The sequence below is a fragment of the Natrinema marinum genome (assembly GCF_024296685.1).
Classification (GTDB): Archaea; Halobacteriota; Halobacteria; order Halobacteriales; family Natrialbaceae; genus Natrinema; species Natrinema marinum.
The window spans coordinates 1,027,788-1,045,271 of the sequence record NZ_CP100763.1; the positions used below are offsets into that span (position 1 = coordinate 1,027,788).

The 17,484-nt window shown below is 66.7% G+C and carries 16 protein-coding genes and 1 tRNA gene; 9 read left to right on the forward strand and 8 right to left on the reverse strand.

Annotated features, from left to right (window positions below):
• Nucleotides 1–47: 47 nt before the first annotated feature.
• The gene (locus NKH51_RS05145; protein WP_254764176.1) at nucleotides 48–1,175 is read right to left on the reverse strand and encodes a DUF63 family protein; all 1,128 of its coding nucleotides are present in this window, start codon (nucleotides 1,173–1,175) and stop codon (nucleotides 48–50) included.
• A gap of 84 nt (nucleotides 1,176–1,259) precedes the next feature.
• On the reverse strand, nucleotides 1,260–2,063 hold the full coding sequence (locus NKH51_RS05150; RefSeq protein WP_254764177.1) for an inositol monophosphatase family protein: 804 nt from the start codon (nucleotides 2,061–2,063) through the stop codon (nucleotides 1,260–1,262).
• 173 nt (nucleotides 2,064–2,236) lie between these two features.
• Here NKH51_RS05150 and NKH51_RS05155 point away from each other — a divergent pair, with 173 nt between their 5' ends.
• The gene (locus NKH51_RS05155; protein ID WP_254764178.1) at nucleotides 2,237–7,396 is read left to right on the forward strand and encodes a S8 family serine peptidase; all 5,160 of its coding nucleotides are present in this window, start codon (nucleotides 2,237–2,239) and stop codon (nucleotides 7,394–7,396) included.
• A 146-nt stretch (nucleotides 7,397–7,542) separates the two neighbouring features.
• On the opposite strand, the gene NKH51_RS05160 is transcribed toward NKH51_RS05155, so the two are convergent.
• Together NKH51_RS05160 and NKH51_RS18800 are read right to left on the reverse strand one after the other, a co-directional pair.
• Nucleotides 7,543–7,625: transfer RNA gene (locus NKH51_RS05160), tRNA-Leu, on the reverse strand.
• 165 nt (nucleotides 7,626–7,790) lie between these two features.
• A complete protein-coding gene (locus NKH51_RS18800) occupies nucleotides 7,791–7,919 on the reverse strand; it encodes a hypothetical protein (RefSeq protein WP_256527506.1) in 129 nt (42 codons plus the stop codon).
• Between the two features lie 159 nt (nucleotides 7,920–8,078).
• Between NKH51_RS18800 and NKH51_RS05165 the strand changes: the two genes are divergently transcribed.
• The 5 genes from NKH51_RS05165 (at nucleotide 8,079) to NKH51_RS05185 (ending at nucleotide 11,817) form a co-directional block, all read left to right on the forward strand.
• Complete coding sequence (locus NKH51_RS05165; protein ID WP_254764179.1) at nucleotides 8,079–8,573, forward strand: DUF309 domain-containing protein; 495 nt, start codon at nucleotides 8,079–8,081, stop codon at nucleotides 8,571–8,573.
• A gap of 137 nt (nucleotides 8,574–8,710) precedes the next feature.
• Nucleotides 8,711–9,508 carry a M14 family metallopeptidase gene (locus NKH51_RS05170; RefSeq protein WP_254764180.1) on the forward strand — a complete coding sequence of 266 codons (798 nt, stop codon included), beginning with the start codon at nucleotides 8,711–8,713 and terminating at the stop codon, nucleotides 9,506–9,508.
• 124 nt (nucleotides 9,509–9,632) lie between these two features.
• On the forward strand, nucleotides 9,633–9,977 hold the full coding sequence (locus tag NKH51_RS05175; RefSeq protein ID WP_254764181.1) for a glutaredoxin family protein: 345 nt from the start codon (nucleotides 9,633–9,635) through the stop codon (nucleotides 9,975–9,977).
• 153 nt (nucleotides 9,978–10,130) lie between these two features.
• Nucleotides 10,131–10,715: a DUF7110 family protein gene (locus NKH51_RS05180; protein ID WP_254764182.1), complete on the forward strand. Its 585-nt coding sequence runs from the start codon at nucleotides 10,131–10,133 to the stop codon at nucleotides 10,713–10,715.
• A gap of 112 nt (nucleotides 10,716–10,827) precedes the next feature.
• The gene (locus NKH51_RS05185) at nucleotides 10,828–11,817 is read left to right on the forward strand and encodes a patatin-like phospholipase family protein (protein ID WP_254764183.1); all 990 of its coding nucleotides are present in this window, start codon (nucleotides 10,828–10,830) and stop codon (nucleotides 11,815–11,817) included.
• A gap of 18 nt (nucleotides 11,818–11,835) precedes the next feature.
• Here NKH51_RS05185 and NKH51_RS05190 read toward each other — a convergent pair whose 3' ends face one another.
• Nucleotides 11,836–12,162, reverse strand: a complete 327-nt coding sequence (locus tag NKH51_RS05190; RefSeq protein ID WP_254764184.1) for a hypothetical protein — start codon at nucleotides 12,160–12,162, stop codon at nucleotides 11,836–11,838.
• Between the two features lie 47 nt (nucleotides 12,163–12,209).
• Here NKH51_RS05190 and NKH51_RS05195 point away from each other — a divergent pair, with 47 nt between their 5' ends.
• The gene (locus NKH51_RS05195; RefSeq protein WP_254764185.1) at nucleotides 12,210–13,484 is read left to right on the forward strand and encodes a PQQ-dependent sugar dehydrogenase; all 1,275 of its coding nucleotides are present in this window, start codon (nucleotides 12,210–12,212) and stop codon (nucleotides 13,482–13,484) included.
• Nucleotides 13,485–13,630: 146 nt separating this feature from the next.
• Nucleotides 13,631–13,954 carry a DUF7577 domain-containing protein gene (locus tag NKH51_RS05200; protein WP_254764186.1) on the forward strand — a complete coding sequence of 108 codons (324 nt, stop codon included), beginning with the start codon at nucleotides 13,631–13,633 and terminating at the stop codon, nucleotides 13,952–13,954.
• 39 nt (nucleotides 13,955–13,993) lie between these two features.
• On the opposite strand, the gene NKH51_RS05205 is transcribed toward NKH51_RS05200, so the two are convergent.
• Nucleotides 13,994–14,734, reverse strand: coding sequence for an SDR family NAD(P)-dependent oxidoreductase (locus NKH51_RS05205; protein ID WP_254764187.1), 741 nt, complete (start codon nucleotides 14,732–14,734; stop codon nucleotides 13,994–13,996).
• A gap of 103 nt (nucleotides 14,735–14,837) precedes the next feature.
• Nucleotides 14,838–16,067 (reverse strand): CARDB domain-containing protein, encoded by a 1,230-nt coding sequence (locus tag NKH51_RS05210; protein WP_254764188.1) that lies wholly within the window; start codon nucleotides 16,065–16,067, stop codon nucleotides 14,838–14,840.
• A gap of 64 nt (nucleotides 16,068–16,131) precedes the next feature.
• Here NKH51_RS05210 and NKH51_RS05215 point away from each other — a divergent pair, with 64 nt between their 5' ends.
• Complete coding sequence (locus NKH51_RS05215) at nucleotides 16,132–17,103, forward strand: phosphoadenosine phosphosulfate reductase family protein (protein WP_254764189.1); 972 nt, start codon at nucleotides 16,132–16,134, stop codon at nucleotides 17,101–17,103.
• 135 nt (nucleotides 17,104–17,238) lie between these two features.
• On the opposite strand, the gene NKH51_RS05220 is transcribed toward NKH51_RS05215, so the two are convergent.
• On the reverse strand, nucleotides 17,239–17,433 hold the full coding sequence (locus NKH51_RS05220; protein ID WP_254764190.1) for a DUF7333 family protein: 195 nt from the start codon (nucleotides 17,431–17,433) through the stop codon (nucleotides 17,239–17,241).
• Between the last annotated feature and the right edge of the window lie 51 nt (nucleotides 17,434–17,484).

Here is a 17,484-nt window from a genome sequence, read left to right on the forward strand (position 1 = left end):
TCGAAGCCGAGGCCGGCGCGCGCGAACTCGAGCCGAAAAGAGCGGAGTCAGACGCCGAACGTCGCCCGCAGCATGTCGCGGGTGCCGGGACCGAGGCCGACGGCGACGACGGTGATCATCAGGAGGACGGCGTAGCGGGGGTTCTCCTCGAAGACGGTGTCGTCGAAGATCCAGATGATGAAGACGGCGGCGGCGATCTTGACGAACAGGAACGGCCAGGCCGAGCCGGTCGCGGAGACGATGTCTGCGGGGAGCACGTCGGCCGTCGTCTGAGCGATCGCCCGGTTGATCGGGTGTTTCGGGACGAGGTTGGCGGGCAGGCCGAGCGTGGTCGCCCAGTCGAGGCCGACGACGTTCGCGACGCCGTCGACCGCGTGCGCCCAGATGACGACGAGTCCCATGTAGCGGGTGCCGCGGTTCAGTTCCGGCGCGAAGCGCTCGATCGCGACCCAGGTGATCGCCGTCGTCAGCGTCGCGCCGACGAGGATGACCAGCGGGATCAACGGGTAGAACTCGGCGTAGGGCTCCGTCGCCGCGGTGTACGCGAGGTAACCGATCGAGACCGTCAGCAGGACCGTTCCGATCCCGACCAGCGGGTACTCATAGCCCGAGACGTGGTCGTTGCGCTCGAGCCAGACCGAGCTCGCGACCGCCGCGAGCGCGATGAAGAAGACGGTAAAGTAGATCAGCGGGCTGATGATGAAGCCCGACCAGGGAAGCTGGATGGCCATCTCGCCGGTCGCCGCGAAGGCGGCCGCGTTGGCGTCCTCGACGACCCGGAGCGCACCGCCGAAGAGCATGAAGGGGAAGAGGGCGAAAAAGCCCACGCGGTAGCGCTCGATCTGGAGCCGGCGGACGGCGAAGATGGCCCCGATCAGGAACAAGATCAGGGTGGGGATGTAGCCGGCGTAGGAGACGAACGTGTAGCCGGGTTCGGCCGTCGGGCCGGCGTTGGGGGGCGCTTGGCTACACCGGACCGTGGCGCCGTCGGCCCAGGCGACGCAGGGCCAACTGTGGGCGTCGGCGACGACTGGCCCCCAGAAGTACTGCCAGATGATGTCGACGTACACGCGCTGGGGGAAGAGGACGGCACCGAGGACCACGACGGCTGCGAGACTCGCGACGGTCGCGGCCCAGACGCGCTCGGCCCCGTACCGGTCGATGAAGTCGTCCATACCCGAATCCCGTAGGGGGGAGCGCTTACCGTTTCCGGTTTCAACGCAATTGACTGTCCGACTCGCCGCCCGATCCCCCGCGGCTCAGTCCTCGATCGCGCGGGCCGCCGCGAGCAGTTCGTCGTGAATCGCGCCGTTCGAGGCCACGAGCCCCGTGCTGTCGTGTCGCCAGCGCTCGCCCTCGAGGTCGGTCACGACGCCGCCGGCCTCGCGGATCAGCCCCACACCGGCGACCGAGTCCCAGGGATTGATCGCCATATTGGTCATCGCTCCCTCGAGCGCGCCGGTGGCGACCATCGCCAACTCGAGTTGGGCGCAGCCGAACCGTCGCATGTCGCCGAACCGCTCGACGACCTCGCGGGTGGCCGCGGCGTACTGGTCGCGCTGGTCGAAGTCCCACCAGAAGGTCGGACAGACCGTGGCGGCCTCGGGGTCGTCGCAGTCGCTGACCGCCAGCGGCTCGTCGTTCAGAAAGGCGCCCTCGGGACCGACGCGGTACGTATCGGAGAGGGCCGGACAGACCGTGGCGGCGCCGACGGGCTCGCCGTCTGCGACGGCCGCGACGGCGGTCCCGAACGCGCGGGTGCCGTCGACGTAGTTGTTCGTTCCGTCGATGGGGTCGACGATCCAGGCCGGCCCCGCTTCTGGGACCTCCTTCAGCGCGTCCTCCTCCTCGCCGACGATCGGATCGTCGGGGTACACGTCCCGGATCGTCTCGATGACGGTCACCTGGGCGTCCCGGTCGACCTGCGTCACCACGTCCGTCTTGGTTCCCTTCTCCTCGACCACGAGTTCCGTTCGAAACGAGTCGGCCGCGACGGCGGCGCCCGCTTTTGCCGCGCGCAACGCGACCGTCGCCCGACTTGTCTCGGCGTCAGCGTCGCTCATCATCCACTCTCGGTGGCCCGAACGGAAAAGTGGCTCTGCCGACGCTCGCCGAAGGATTCGACCGGGCGAGGCCGGCTAACCAAAACCGGTTGGTTCGTGATCCGTCCGGTCGACAAAACTGAAAGACGTGACTGCCATAATGTATTTATCGGATTACTGTCAACCTTCGCTGTATGTTCCCTCGTTCGCCCGAGACCGGGCGAGTGCGCTCCGTGTCTGTTCTCGGCGTACTCTTCCTCGTCGTCTGCAGTCTCGTCGCGGCACCGCTCTCGAGCGCCGCCGCGGCCGCGACCGTCGCGGAGTCCGGCGGCAGTGTCGACGGCCTCGCGACCGCCGGCACCGACGCCGACGGCGGAACCGCGCGTTCGGACGGCGGCAGCGACATCACGATCGACTCGGCACTGGAGGCGGACGCCGACGGCGAGACCGTCGACGTCATCGTCCGGCTCTCGGAGGCGAACGTGTCGCCTCGGGAGCCGCCCGAACAGGCCGCGACCCGGCTGCAGCGCCACGCCGAACGCACGCAAGGCGAGATCGTCTCCTACGCTCGATCGACCGACGGGGTGGCGATCGAGAACCGGTTCTGGCTGACCAACGCCGTCCTGCTCGAGGTCGATACGAGCCGCGTCGACCTCGAGTCGTTCGGCCGGTTCGAAGAGGTCTCGACGCTGCACGCGAACTTCGAGGTGGAACTCGACGGGGCGGCGGCCACGAGCGCGTCGACGGGCGCCGCGACGGCGGGGACCGACTCGACCGCGTCGACGGCGGGCGTGAGCGCGACCTACGGCCTCGAGCAGATCAACGCGACCGACGTCTGGGACGAGTACGGCGTGAACGGCAGCGGCGCGACAGTCGCCGTGCTCGACACCGGGGTCGACGCGAGCCACCCCGATATCGACCTGTACACGAATAACTCGTCGGACCCCACGTATCCGGGCGGCTGGGCGGAGTTCGACCAGTACGGGCGCAGAGTGTCCGGATCGACGCCCCAGGATTTCGGCGACCACGGGACTCACGTCAGCGCGACGGTCGCGGGCGGTAACGCGAGCGGGACCCACATCGGCGTCGCGCCCGGCGTCGACCTGCTGCACGGTGCCGTCCTCACGGACTGCGAGACCGGCTGCAGCGGAACCTACTCCCAGATCATCGAAGGGATGCAGTGGGCGATCGACCGGGACGCCGACGTGGTGAGCATGAGCCTCGGCGCGCAGACCTATGCGGAGCAGTTCATCGACCCGGTTCGGAACGCCCAGTCGTCGGGAACGATCGTCGTCTCGTCGTCCGGAAACGGCGGTAACGGAACCAGTGGCTCGCCCGGTAACGTCTACGATACCTTCGCGATCGGAGCCGCGACGGAGACCGGCGACATCGCCACCTTCTCGAGTGGAGAGACCATCGTCACGGACGACGCCTGGTCCTCGCCGCCGGCCGACTGGCCGGACTCGTATACGGTTCCCAACGTCGCCGCGCCCGGTTCGTGGGTCGAGAGCGCGGTTCCCGGCGGCGGCTACCAGTCCAAGTCCGGCACCAGTATGGCGGCCCCGCACGTCACCGGCTCGATCGCGTTGTTGCTGTCGGCCAACGAGAATCTCCAACCCGACGAGGTCACGGCCGCGCTCGAGGAGACCGCCTGGAAACCCGACGGCGAACCGGCCGGTCAGGACACCCGGTACGGACACGGGATCATCGACGTGAAGGCAGCGGTCGACGCCACGTCGCTGGTCACGCTCTCCGGGACCGTCACCGATCGGGCGGGCGAACCGGTCGCGAACGCGACCGTCTCGGTCGACGGCGGCCGCTGGAACGCGACGACCAACGCCACCGGGGCCTACGAACTGCAGGTCATCCCCGGCGATCGAACCGTTACCGTCGACGCGACCGGCCACCACCCCGACACCGAGACGCTCTCGCTGTCCTCGGGCACCGCGGTCACGCACGACGTGACGCTGGACTTCGTTACCGTCGTCGACGGCGGTCTGCCGGAACCGCTCGAGTCCAATAGCTCTGTGACGACGACGTTCAACGTCACGGGGCTCGAGAACCTGACGATCACCCGGACCGAGAACGCGACGCTCGCGGCCGGCGAGCTCGAGTTCGAAGCCGGCGGGCAACGGTTCGGGGCGAACGAGACAGTCAGCTTCGATCCGGCGGTCACGAACGGGACGTTCGACGTCACGACGTACCTCGCGGACGATGTCAACGGCACGCTCGAGCTCGACCACGAGTTCGTCCGCAGCAACGAGACACAGACGATGCGGACGGGGTCGTTGCGGGTCGTGCCGGAGATTTACGCTGTCGGCGTCGTCGCCCAGTCCGGAGACGATGCGGCGGAGCGACTTCGGACGAACCTGACGGCGCGGCTACCGATCGCCTATCGAACGAGTCACGTCAACACCTCCGATGCCGTGTCGGCCGCCGAATCGGGCTCGTACGATGTCTTCGTCGCGCTCGAGTTACCCGCGACCGACGACACGCTGTCGAACCCGACCGCGACGTTCGTCAATGCGACGACGGCAAACGACACCGGCGTCCTCTATCTGGGCGACGGCGTCGGCGACGACGCATTGGTTCGGCTCGCACGGAACACGTCCGAGGTCGGCGGGCTCGAGACGCCGAGTTCGAACGGAACCGTCGAGGTCGTGCTCGACCGCAACCATCCGATTTTCGCCGGTGTGGGCGGCGAACGGGACGCCGTGACGCTGCTCGAGAACGCGACGAACCGGACGTGGTTCGATGCGCCCGGAGCGCGGACGCTCGCGTCGGCGACCGACGACGGCGTGCTCGCGGACGGCGAGGTACTGTCGTTCGACCGCCCCGACGAACAGATCCTGCTGGGCGTCACGCCGCAGGCCGGGAGGTTGACCGACGACGGGCGGACGGTCCTGTCCAACGCCGTCGCCTATCTCGGGGCGGGGCGGTTCCACGTCAGCGACGACTTCGACGCCTACGGCGTCAGCAACGCCTCTGCAGAGACGGCGACGTTCGCGGTCCCCGAGACGGGGAACGTGACGATCGCCCTCGCGGGGGCGACGACGGCCGATCCCGCAAACCTCACCATCACGGTCAACGGGACCGAAATCGCGCCCGGCGACGAAATCGCGGTCGACCGCGACGCCGTCGAGCACGGACTCGCCGTCGACGTGACCGCGGCCGACGGCGTCGACGGCGAGGACGTGACGCTCGCGGCGACGTTCGAGAACGAGACCGTGACCACGTCGTCGGTCCGCTTCGAGCGCGATCCGCCGGCGCGGTACGCCGGCACGGTCGCCGTCAACGGCGAGCCGGCGCGGGACGGGCTCGCCGTCCGTGTCACGCACAACGGGACCGTCCTTGCGAACACGACGACCGCCGACGGCCGGTTCGGCGTCCCGACCGCCGCGGGGGGCACCGGGGTACTCGAGGTCAACGCCTCCACCGTTCCCGACGGGGCGACGCTGAACGTCTCGCTCGAGAACGCGACGACGAACGCGTCGCTGACCCCGACGGCGGGCGAACAGGTGCGGACTGATCTCGCGGTCGCCTACGACGATCCCTTTTCCTCGGCGACCGTCTCGGCACCGTGGTGGGCGGCGACCGGCGACGAAATCAACGTCTCGATCGCGTTCGACGACGGGGCGGACCAGTACATCACCGAACGAACGTGGCTCGAGTCCTACGACGCTGTCTCCGGCGAGCGATGGAACGCAACCCACACGTTCGCGCCCGGCGACGAGGGCCTCGCGCGGATCGGCGCGACGCTGACGGATCTGGCCGGCGAGACCCGAACCGTCTCCTCGGGCGTCCTCGTCATCGACGGTGGCGTCGCGCGGGTGAACGGGACGATCAGTCGCCCCGCGGCTGGCCCGAAAACGCTCGCTGCGACCGCGGAGAGCGGCGTCAACGGCTCCGTCTTCGTCACGCCGGCCCACGGCAACTGGACCGACGAGCGACCGGTCGAGAACGGCGAGTTCGAGGCTGCGACCGAGGAGAACGTCAGCACCCACGGCGTCTTCCTCGAGGACGCGGGCACGTATCCGACGTATCAGACGGTCCTCAACCGCGAGGTCAGCGACAACGAGACGGTCGCCGTCGAGCTCGACCTGGGTCACGAGCTCGCGATCGAAGTCACGAACGAAAGCGGCGGCGGCGTCGCGAACGCGTCGGTCGCGGTAACGCCGATCGACACCAGCGCGACCGAGCACGCGGTCGTCACACGGACGACGGCGACCAACGAGTCGGGCCGCTGGCTGGGGCCCAACGGCGATGGCCTCGGCGCATCGGTCAACGGAACGGTAACGATCACCGTCACGCCGCCCGAGAACGCCGAATTCGCCGACGAGACATGCGTCCGAACGATCGCGGTCGACGGGGCGACCACGGCGTCGTTCGAACTCGCCGCCCGATCCGGCGGGGGCGGTGGCGGCGGGGGCGGAGGAATCGGTGGCGGTGGCGGTTTCGGTAGCGGATCCGCGACCAAGGTAATACAGCTCACGTCGACAACGACAGCCGACGGCGACGCGCTGCTCGAGGTCACCGGCTCGCGGGAAGGGTTACCGGCCGAAACGATGCTGACGGGCGTCGGCGCTGACGGCGTTTCGTTCGAGCGCGTGCGGATCGTCCCCGCGACGAGCCGGACGAACTACGAGTTCACGATTCGGCCCGGAACCCGCACCGCTGCGAGCCACCGTGACGGTGCCGTCTCCTACGCCAGCTTCGACCACGACGGCATCGCCGACACGATCGGCTGGCTCACCCTCGAGTTCGCCGTCGACGACGAAGCGCTGCCCGCGGGCACGACGCCCGACGATGTCGTCCTCTCGGCGTACCGAGACGGCGAGTGGCAACCGGTTCGGACGAGATACGACGCCGAGACGGAGACCTACACCGCCACCCTCACCGGCCTCCCGTCGGTGGCGATCGGCGTCGAGGGCGCGACGCCTGCGTTCGAGGTCATCGACGCGAGTCTCGAGCCGAGCGAGGTTCGGTCCGGCGACCCGGTTCGCATCGAGGCGACGGTCGAGAACGTCGGTGACGTCGCCGGCACCAGGGAGTTCACGATCGCCGCAGACGGCGACCCGATCGCGACCGAACGGGTCGGTCTGGCGGCCGGCGAGCGGGCCACAATCTCGCTCGAGGCCACCCTCGAGTCCTCGGCGACGGTCACGATCGACGGCTCGACGGTCGGCGACGTGACGGTGACCGACGAGGCCGAGGCCACCCAATCGGCGGCCTCGCCGTCGGGCCCCCTCTCGGAGACCGTCCCCGGATTCGGCGGGCTCGCCTCCGTCGCGGCCATCGCGGCCGTTCTGCTGGGACGTGGCAGCTTCGGGCTGTATCGGCGGTCCGATCGCTAACCGTCGCGGCTATGATTTCGTGTGAGCGATCAATGCTCGATAACGGCTGCCTCGCTACGTGGTGGGTGTCGGCAGAAGGTTGCGAGGGAAGATCGCTCCGTGCTGATCTTCCGCATCTCGTTCGGCGCGCATGCGCCTCACTGCGATGCGAGGGGAGGGAATCGAACCCACGAACGTCTACACGAGCGGATCTTGAGTCCGCCGCCGTTGACCGCTTGGCTACCCTCGCACGCATTGCTGGTCGAGGGCTTCCCTCGGGTTAAATCGACCGATCCGCGTTCGACCGCGGATCGACTGAGAACGGCGCCGTATCAGGCGATTGTCGTCGGTATGGAGGGCCTACCGATCGCTCGAGCCCCGCGCTTCTCGAGTCACAGACTCGTCGGCCGATCGGTCAGGCCGCCTGTGTCTCGAGGGCTCGCTCGGAGAACCGGCGGTCGCAGTTCAAACACTGGTAGCCGCCCTCGATATGTGCGTAGAGGCGTTCCCCGCAGTGCCGACACCTGCCGTACGGCTGGGTCATACGACAACGTAGGGAGTCGTATCCGAATAAAGGGTGGGCTTACACGCTCTCTCGGTGACACGTGCGACAACCTCGCTGTCCGTGGACCGGCTACTCGGACGCGAAACGTTGACCGGGGCGTCCCAAGAGAGATGATTCCGGGCTGCCTACGTGGTACCGATGGGTGACCACACGCGAGACAACACCGTGAGTCCACCGATTACGGGGTCCCCGACCGGCTGGTGCGCGGAACGCGGCGAGTCGAACGGGTGGGAACACGGCACGCTTCGGCGGGCGGTAATCCACGGGGTCGCGCTCTACAATTCCGGCGAGTACCACGACTCCCACGACTGCTTCGAAGCGGAGTGGTACAACTACGGACGGGGGACCACGGAGAGCGCGTTTCTCCACGGGATGGTGCAGGTCGCCGCGGGCGCGTACAAGCACGCGGATTTTGAGAACGACGCCGGCATGCGGAGCCTCTTCGAGACTGCACTTCAATACCTGCAGAACGTTCCGCCGGATTACTACGGCGTCGATGTCGCCGATGTCCGAACGACGCTCGCCGCCGCACTCGAGGAGCCCACCCGGATCGACGGCTGGCGGATTCTCCTCGACGATGAGCGACCGACTGCCGATCCGGCCGACCGCGAGTATGCAGCCTCGCTCGAGTGATCGGTCGGTCACGGCGCGCCGTCGGCATTCATCGGTACCCGTTTACCTGCACGCCGTTCCATATGTGGGTGGCTAACACAGTATGCCGTTCGTGAAAGACCGAATCGCCTTTGGCCGTTCAGCCGAAGTAACGTGTAATGAGAGTCGCACAGCTCGGGTCGGGAACGCCGGAGATCGCAGTCGTCGCGGGTATTCACGGGGACGAACCCTGTGGCGTCAGAGCCGTCCAGCGGCTGCTTGACGAACGCCCGACCGTCGAACGCCCCGTCAAGCTCGTCGTCGCCAACGAGTCGGCGCTCGAGCGACAGGTGCGGTACGTCGACGAAGACTTGAACCGTGCGTTCCCCGGCGATCCGGACGCGACGACCCATGAAGGCCAGCTTGCCCACGAGCTCGTGGCGGAGCTCGAGGGCTGTCTGACCTTCTCGATGCACTCGACGCAGAGCCACGCCGACCCCTTCGCTATCGTCAAGGGCGTCGACGAGACTGCCAGGGAGATCGTTCCGCAACTGCCCGTCGCGGCGATGGTCGAGACGAGCAATTTCGCGGAGGGGCGGCTCTTCTCGGCGATCGATACCGTCGAAGTCGAGTGCGGGCTTCAGGGCTCGGAGACGGCCGCGGAGAACGCCGACCGACTGACGCGGGCGTTCCTCACCGCGGTCGGCGTCCTCCCCGGCGATACCGTCCAGCGGGAACTGCCGGTCTATCGGCTCACCGATGTCATCCGAAAGGACCAGGCCGAGACCTACGAGGTGTTCGTCGACAACTTCACCGAGGTCGAGGCGGGCTCGCCGTTCGCCGCGGCCGACGGCGACGAACAGATCGCCGAGGAATCGTTCTATCCGGTCCTCATGTCGCCGAACGGCTATCAGGACGTCTTCGGCTACACCGCCGAGAAACTCGACGTGCTCGAGACGCCGGCGACGGCCGACTAGTGTGTTCTCGAGTTGGCTCGCTGGAACTCATCGCTCACTGGCGGGTCCGTCGTCGGTGACCGAGTTCGACGTCGCGAGTTCCGAGGACGCAAGGCATATCCCCGTCACTTCCGTACACGCGAGTATGGAATTCCCACCGAATCAGGGTCTCGACCAGGAGGAGGTCAACGAGCAAGTCGACGAAGCGCTCGAGGAAAACGAGGTCGTCCTCTTCATGAAGGGGACGGAACTCATGCCCCAGTGTGGCTACTCCCGCAAGGCGCTCGGCCTGATCGACCACCACCGCGACGAGTTCGAGACCGTCGACGTCCTCGACTCGCTCGACGAGTTCCGACAGGCGCTGTCGGAACACAGCGGCTGGGAGACGATTCCGCAGACGTTCGTCGACGGCGAGTTCGTGGGCGGCTCCGACGTGCTCGAGGAACTCGAGGAGCGCGACGAACTCGCGGAGACGCTCAACGCGGCCTGATCGGTCGCGGCTGTCGTTTCCCGGTCGCCCCCCGGCGGTCACGGCCGGCCGTATACTCATTCGGCCTGATATTTCACGGATTTAATAGCAGGTCATATAAGTCACGCCCTCGTACTAGGAGACCACGACTGTCGCCGTACACACCTTCCCACTATGTCCACAGAGGAATCCAGACACGTATATCGGCTGCACTCGACGCTCGAACTGCCTCTCGAAGATCTCCGTGACCACATCGACGACGCGACGTTCCCTGACGGGGTCGACGATGTCGAGATCACGCGACGCAACAACACGCTCATTCTGAAGGCCGTCGCCGAGGACCAATCCGTCAGCAAGTACACGCCGACGGCTCAGCTCAAAGCCAGCGTCACCGAAAACCGGGTCTACGAGGAGGACCCAGACGAGCGGCGACAGAAATCGTTCAGCTGGGACGAAGAGGAAGAAGAGGAGATCGAGTCCGAACTCGTCGAGTTCGCCGCGTTCAAAGGCGACCGCGAGACCGTCCTCCAGAATTCGATGTTGCAGTACCAGATGTTCCTCGTCCTCTGTGGCATCGCCGAAGCCGCCGAGAAGGGGACCCTGACGGCGATCTCGGAGCGCGACGGCGACCTCGAGGCGACTCGAATCGTCGACGGCGAGGCCCGTCCCGCCGACATCGAGGTCGTCGAGGGGCCCCGCGACCGCGGCTCGGGACAGGGCGGTGTCAACTGGCGGGACAACAAGTTCATCTCGGACTGACCGCCCGCCAGCGGCGCCGCGCTCGACGCTCGCTCGAGGCCGATAGCCGTATTTCTCCACGACGAGTGACATCTCCATACCACTATCTCGAGCGGCGTCGTCGTGGTCGTCCATGGCGACCGATGACGATGCCGGCGATTCCACTCGTGTTGCGATCGCCTGTCAGGGCGGCGGCAGTCACACCGCGTTCACCGCAGGCGTGCTCGAGCGGCTCCTCCAGGAGTGTGAAGCGGACTCCTACGAACTCGTCGGGCTGAGCGGCACGTCCGGCGGGGCCGTTTGCGCCACAGCCGCCTGGTACGGGTTGGCCGCGGGTGGTACCGACGACGCCGTCGCGACGCTCGACGCGGTGTGGCGGGATTTGTCGGCGCGGTCGCCGTTCGAACGGTTCACCAACGCCTGGCTCGTCGGCTTGGCACGCTTTGCCGCAGGCGGCGGGCCGTTACCGCTGTTTAGCCCCTACGAGCACCCGGCGACCGACGCCGGCCGTACGCGGTTTCTCGACGCCCTCGAGGCCCATATCGAATTCGAGCGGTTTCCCGCGATCGCCGACGAGACCTCGGTGGATCTGATTTTGGGGGCGGCGGACGTGACCGAAGGCGAGTTCGACACGTTTCGCAACGAGTCGGTCACCGCGGAGGCGGTCCTGGCGTCCGCGGCGATTCCGACGCTGTTCGAGGCGGTCGGGATCGGCAACCACTGGTACTGGGACGGCCTTTTCTCGCAGAATCCGCCGATCCGTGACTTCCTGACGGTGCCGGACCGCGCGGCGGAGAAACCCGACGAAATCTGGATCGTCCAGATCAATCCCAGATATCGCGAGGAGGTTCCGAAGTCGGTCGAGGAGATCGCCGACCGGCGCAACGAACTGGCGGGCAACCTCTCGCTGTATCAGGAAGTCGACTTCATCGAGACGATCAACGAACTGATCGAGGACGGGAGCCTTCCGGACGAGTACAAACCGGTCACCGTCGAGTTCATCGAACTCGGAAGCGACTTGAGCGCGTCGTCGAAAGTCGACCGCGACCCGGCGTTTATCGATCTGCTGATGCAACGCGGCCGGCGGCGTGCCGAGCGGTTTTTTCGGCAGCGAGAGGCGTGAGGTCTCGCCCCGACGGGATCAATCGTCGGACGGAGCGTCGCTTCGAGATGTCGTCACGTAGACGCTGGGTTTCCGAACGATGAACTCCTCGATGAACGCTGCGACGAACACCGCCGTCTGGAACGTCAGATAGAACCAGAGGGTTCCAGCGGCGAGGTATTCTCGAGGCGCGTGCGAGAAGCCGTCCCGCCAGTCCCGGAGGAAGACCAGCCCGGCGATAGTCAGCGGTGCGACGGCGAGGAGCACCCAGAGCAGCCACGCGTTCGGCACGTAGGGTGCGGTCTCGATGCCTGGCACGAACCGGAGGAGGACCAGCGCGAACCCATCGACGTTCGATACAGTCACGCCGAATCGGATCGGCGTATTTCCCACTCGAGGGGGTACGACCGTCCATGCAGACGACTCACAGCCGACGGCGGTTCCTCGCGGTCGCGGCCGCCGCGACCGCGGGTGTCGGCGGATTCGCGACTCGGTCGAGTACCGCCGGCCAGGAGTCGGACGACCGATCGAACGCGCTCGCCCAAGTACCGGAGACGGTCGGACTCGAGCCGGTTATCGACGGCCTGCGGTTCCCGGTCGCCGTCGAGTTCGCACCCGACGCGAACCGCCGGTACGTCGCCGAGCGCGACGGCCGCGTGTGGGTCCACGAACAGGACGGCCGCCGAGACGAGCCCCTCCTTGATCTGCGCGAAACGGTGCTCTCCGGTGGCGAGCGCGGATTGCTAGGCATGGCGTTGCATCCCGACTTCGGCGAGAACCGGCGGCTGTTCGTCCACTTCAGCGCACCTCGTCAGTCCGGTACGCCGCGGGAGTTCGACCACACGGGCGTCCTCGCGGCGTTCGAGGTGACCGAGGACGGGAGGCGGGTGAAAGGCGACTCCGACCACGTCGTCCTCGAGATCCCCCAGCCAGCGAACTTTCACAACGGTGGCGGACTTGCGTTCGGGCCGAACGGATTCCTCTACGTCGGCATCGGCGCGGGGGGCGGCGGTGGCGGAGGTGGTCAGGACGTGACGACGGATTTTCTGGGGAGCGTCCTCCGCATCGACGTCGACGAGCGGTCGGCCGACCGACGGTACGCCGTTCCGGAGGACAACCCGCTCGTCGGCCGCGAGGGGCTCGACGAGTACTACGCGTGGGGCTTTCGCAACCCCTGGCGACTGTCCTTCGACGGCGAGGACTGCTTCGTCGCGGACGTCGGCGAGAGCGACTACGAGGAGGTGAACCTCGTCGAAGCAGGCGGGAACTACGGCTGGAACGTCAGAGAGGGGACCCACTGCTACAAGGCCGACGACTGCCCGGAACGGCCGCCCGACGCTGTCGGGGGCAGCGAACGGTTCCGCGATCCGATCATCGAGTACCCGCATCCGCCGGCCGACGCGGCAGTCAGCGGCGTCTCGGTCATCGGTGGCTACGTCTATCGCGGCGCGGCACTGCCGGGGCTCGAGGGCGCGTACGTCTTCGGCGACCTCGTACCGCGAGGGCGGCTGTTCGCCGCCGTCCGATCCGACGACGGCGACCTGTGGTCCACGACGGCCGTTCGGGTCGCCGACGGTGCGACTCCCGAACGACTGATTTCGTTCGGCCGGGACGGCGATGGGGAACTGTACGCGCTCGGAGCCGGTGGCGACGGTGGCGGCGTCTTCCGCGTCGTTTCGGCCCGGTGAACGAATCGGCGGTCGATCTCTGCGGGCCGCGAGTCCCGCCTCGAGACCGTCGCGGAGCGGCGCTAGGCTGGCAGCCGAGAGATTCGGAACGCGCTCAGTGTCCCGACTGGCGATAGACGTTTGCTCGCCGGGTGCTAACAACGGCCATGAACGATCCGGGATCGTCCGCGCTCGTCGGCCGCCTCCTCGTCGCGGTCTTCGTGATGATCGCCCCGACGCTGTGCTTCTTGGGACTGGTCCGGGGCCTCGAGCGCCTGCGCGACGACGACCTCGTCAACGAGTGGGCCCGCACGCGAGGATACGACGGCGACTGCGAGATCACGGCCTCTGACGACGTGCTCTCCGCGCTCGCGACCGAATTGGGTGCCGAGGCGGATGGCTCGTCGACCGTCCGGTGTGGGGCGTGTGGGACGCGAAATCGGCCCGGCGTGAGCTACTGTCACGGCTGTCAGCAGCGGCTCTCGTCGTAGTCCGATCGCCGCTCGAGGATGCTCGGGCCGAACGCGGTGTTACTCGAGTCGCTCTTCCCACTCTGTCGCGGTCATCGACTCGCCGGTGACGCCGTCCGCGCCCTGCGCTGCGAGCAACGCGGCCGCGTCGTCCATCACGTCGGGTTGCAGGATTTCTTCGCGCTCGTCGTCGGGCAGGTGGCCCCAGATGCGCGTGTTGACGCGACCGCCGGGATCGATCGCGTTGACGTTGATTCCTTCGTCTTCGGTCTCGAGCGCCACGGCCTGTGTAAAGCCCTCGAGCCCCCACTTCGAGGTGATGTACGCCGCGGCGCCGGGGACCGCGTGCCGACCGAGACCGGAGGAGACGTTGAGGATGTTCCCGGACTCCTGACCGCCCTCGAGCATCGCCTCGAGGACACGCTTCGTGAACAGATAGACGCCCTTGACGTTGACGTCCATGATCCGGTCCCACTCCGCCTCGTCCGTCTCGACGAGCAATCGCCGTTCCTCGCCGAAGCTGAGCCCCGAGACGCCGGCGTTGTTGATCAACGTGTCGACGGCCCCGAACCGCTCGAGCGTCGACTCGACGACCGCGTCGACCGCGTCGGCGTCGCGCACGTCCGCCGGCGCGACCAGCGTCTCGCCCGCCGCCTCGTCGGCCACGATCTCGAGTTCGTCCTCACTGCGGGCCGTGAAGACGACGTTCGCCCCGAGCGCCGAGAGGTGGAGCGCCATCGAACGGCCCAATCCTTTGCTCGCGCCGGTCACGATGATCGTCTCGTCGTCTAGATTCGTCATGCACAACGGGTTCGAAACCTAGCGAGTAATACGTTCGTTCCTCGGCAGTCCCGAACGCGTTAGCGAATTACACCCGATCGTTCTCGTCGTCGCCGGTCGTCCGCTATCGATCCGTTTCGTCGATAACGGTCTGTGGTACGCTGATCTCGACGGGCTCTCCGTACTCGACGAACTCGATGTGTCTGGTCACCGTCCCGTCGGCGACGGCTCCGTTCCCGAGTCGCAACCCGTCGACCGTCATCGTCGTCGTCTGGTACGTGAGCCGACGCGTCTCCGTATCGATGCCGAACTCGACGGAGAGTCCGTCGATGGACGACATCACTCCCGCGGGCGCGAACCCCTGATAGAGGGTCACCACTCCGCTCAGATCGGCCGTGTATACGATCGTATCGCCTCTGATCTCCGGCTCGGTCCGGTTCACGACCGAAATACCCCACTCCTCGCCGTCCGCCTTCCGGCCGTCGCTCTCGTCGTAGGCTTCGAACCCGAGGTCGTACGCGACGGCGACGTCCTTGAACGACGTCTCGCTGGCTTCGTACTCGTATCCGCTCTCCCCTCGCACTCGCTCTCTGCTGTATCTGACGCCGTCTGCGTACCACACCTCCTCGAGCGTCGTGACGTTGTGACCGAGAATCGCTACTCGATCCGTTCGCTCGAACCGGGCCGTCTCGTCGACGCGGTCGTACCGACGGCTGCCCGTTCTGTTCGCGTTGAACTCGCCCGACACGTTTCCACTGATATCGAGGTCCATCGTCCACCGCTCTTCGGTGCCGTACGAGTCGATGTCGGCCATCGCCGCTTCGGCGTCTGTGAGCGGGTCCTCGAAGACGGTGACGGTCGATTCCCAGTCGGCGACGCCGACCGCGTACTCGCCGCCGCGGTCGAAGGTGTGCGTCAGCGTTACCGTCCGGGCCGCGCCCGGCTCGAGCGATACCGTCTCTGTGGCGACCGACTCCCCGTCGACGACGAGCTCGATCGTCTCGTTGGCAGCGATATCCCCGTCGTTTGCGACGGTCGCGGAGACGTTGTACTGGGTCCCTGCAAACACCTTGTCTCCCGTGTCGGAGACCGTCACGCCGACATCGGCTGCTCCGCCCTGCCCCGCGCACCCTGCCAGTAACAGGAGTGCGACGACGATACCCCCGACGATCGCTTGTCGTTTCATCGAGTACCCCGTTCGAACGCCGCTCCTATTACCGTTCGGTCTTTTGACTGGTCGGCTACCGGCTCGATCGACGAATTGGAGTGGGATGCCGCCGTCGGCCGCCTCACGGACCGGCACACGGATTTGGCGGGAGGACCGGCGTGCCTTTCCGGCCCGCGTGCCGTCCAAACTGTCGACAGTCCTTTCCGCCGCCACAAGGAATTTACACCTCCTAATTATATCTAATTACGAGATGGCCGAGAACTTCCCCGACTACATCGACGTCGACTACGAGGACGGCGACGGCGAAGATCCGGAAGACTATCCGCACATTCAGGACAAAATCGAGAAAGCGATCGAGGTCACCCGCGAGGGTCTCGAGGAGTACGAGAACCCTGCCGTGATGTGGACCGGTGGCAAGGACTCGACGCTCACGCTGTACTTCATCAAGGAGGTCGCCGACCGCTTCGACCTCGAGGTACCGCCCGCGGTCTTCATCGACCACTTCCAGCACTTCGACGAGATCCACGACTTCGTCGACCACTGGGCCGACGAGTGGGACCTCGAAGTGATCTACGCGCGCAACGAGGACGTGGGCGCGTACGCCGAGGAACACGATCTCGAGCCCGGCGACGACATCGACATCTCGGAGCTCTCCGAGCACAACCAGCACCACGTCCGCGACATCCTCGAGTACGAGGAAGACGAGTTCCCGTTCCTGCTCGACACCTACGTCGGCAACCACCTGCTGAAGACGGTCGCGCTCAACGACGCACTCGAGGAGTACGACATCGATGGCGTCATCTCCGGCGTCCGCTGGGACGAACAGGAGGCCCGCGCCGACGAGACGTTCTTCTCCCCGCGTCACGACCCCGACATCTACCCGCCCCACGACCGCATCCAGCCCATCCTGCAGTTCGACGAGGCCGCCGTCTGGGAGGCCTTCTGGAACTTCGTGGTGCCGGACACCGTCGAGAACTTCCCCGAGGAGGGCTACGTCCCCGAGAGCGACGACGACCTCCCCGAGGGCGTTGACCAGGACGACGTGCCGATCTCGCCGAAGTACTTCGCCGGCTTCCGCTCGCTGGGCAGCGAGGTCAGCACCGAGAAGAGCGACCAGGAACCCGCCTGGCTGCAGGACCTCGAGGGGACGACCGAGCGCGCGGGCCGCGCCCAGGACAAGGAAGACCTGATGGAGCGCCTGCGCGATCTGGGCTACATGTAGGCCGTCCGCGGGCGAGGATCGATAGCTAATCAGCGATTTTCTTGGTTCGACTGTCTCGAGAGCGACGGCTTCCTCGTTCATCGAGCGCCGTCCAGCCAGAAGCGCCGCGATGCCGTATCCGAGTTCGAGTCCTCGTTAACGGCCCACCGTGCGGTACTCGCCGTGTTTGAGTCCGAGACCGAACATGATGAGCGCGAACACGATCATCGACGGTGCGACCATCGTCAGTACGGTGTCGGTCTGCATCATCGGTGCGGCGATCAGACCGACGACGCCGATCGCGATCACGGCGATGAACGCGGCAGCGGTCGTGGGAAGGTCGAATTCCATACGCGACAGTTAGGCGTCGGACGCCTAATGGTATCGGGAATCGGCAGTCCG

Bases quoted from the DNA above. Each gene is read 5' to 3' on its own strand.
- NKH51_RS05150 (WP_254764177.1), bottom strand. From the start codon at position 2,063: ATGAGCGACGCTGACGCCGAGACAAGTCGGGCGACGGTCGCGTTGCGC.
- NKH51_RS05200 (WP_254764186.1), top strand. From the start codon at position 13,631: ATGAACGATCCGGGATCGTCCGCGCTCGTCGGCCGCCTCCTCGTCGCG.
- NKH51_RS05155 (WP_254764178.1), top strand. From the start codon at position 2,237: ATGTTCCCTCGTTCGCCCGAGACCGGGCGAGTGCGCTCCGTGTCTGTT.
- NKH51_RS05180 (WP_254764182.1), top strand. From the start codon at position 10,131: ATGTCCACAGAGGAATCCAGACACGTATATCGGCTGCACTCGACGCTC.
- NKH51_RS05220 (WP_254764190.1), bottom strand. From the start codon at position 17,433: ATGGAATTCGACCTTCCCACGACCGCTGCCGCGTTCATCGCCGTGATC.
- NKH51_RS05175 (WP_254764181.1), top strand. From the start codon at position 9,633: ATGGAATTCCCACCGAATCAGGGTCTCGACCAGGAGGAGGTCAACGAG.
- NKH51_RS05195 (WP_254764185.1), top strand. From the start codon at position 12,210: ATGCAGACGACTCACAGCCGACGGCGGTTCCTCGCGGTCGCGGCCGCC.
- NKH51_RS05145 (WP_254764176.1), bottom strand. From the start codon at position 1,175: ATGGACGACTTCATCGACCGGTACGGGGCCGAGCGCGTCTGGGCCGCG.
- NKH51_RS05170 (WP_254764180.1), top strand. From the start codon at position 8,711: ATGAGAGTCGCACAGCTCGGGTCGGGAACGCCGGAGATCGCAGTCGTC.
- NKH51_RS05185 (WP_254764183.1), top strand. From the start codon at position 10,828: ATGGCGACCGATGACGATGCCGGCGATTCCACTCGTGTTGCGATCGCC.
- NKH51_RS18800 (WP_256527506.1), bottom strand. From the start codon at position 7,919: ATGACCCAGCCGTACGGCAGGTGTCGGCACTGCGGGGAACGCCTCTAC.
- NKH51_RS05215 (WP_254764189.1), top strand. From the start codon at position 16,132: ATGGCCGAGAACTTCCCCGACTACATCGACGTCGACTACGAGGACGGC.
- NKH51_RS05165 (WP_254764179.1), top strand. From the start codon at position 8,079: ATGGGTGACCACACGCGAGACAACACCGTGAGTCCACCGATTACGGGG.
- NKH51_RS05205 (WP_254764187.1), bottom strand. From the start codon at position 14,734: ATGACGAATCTAGACGACGAGACGATCATCGTGACCGGCGCGAGCAAA.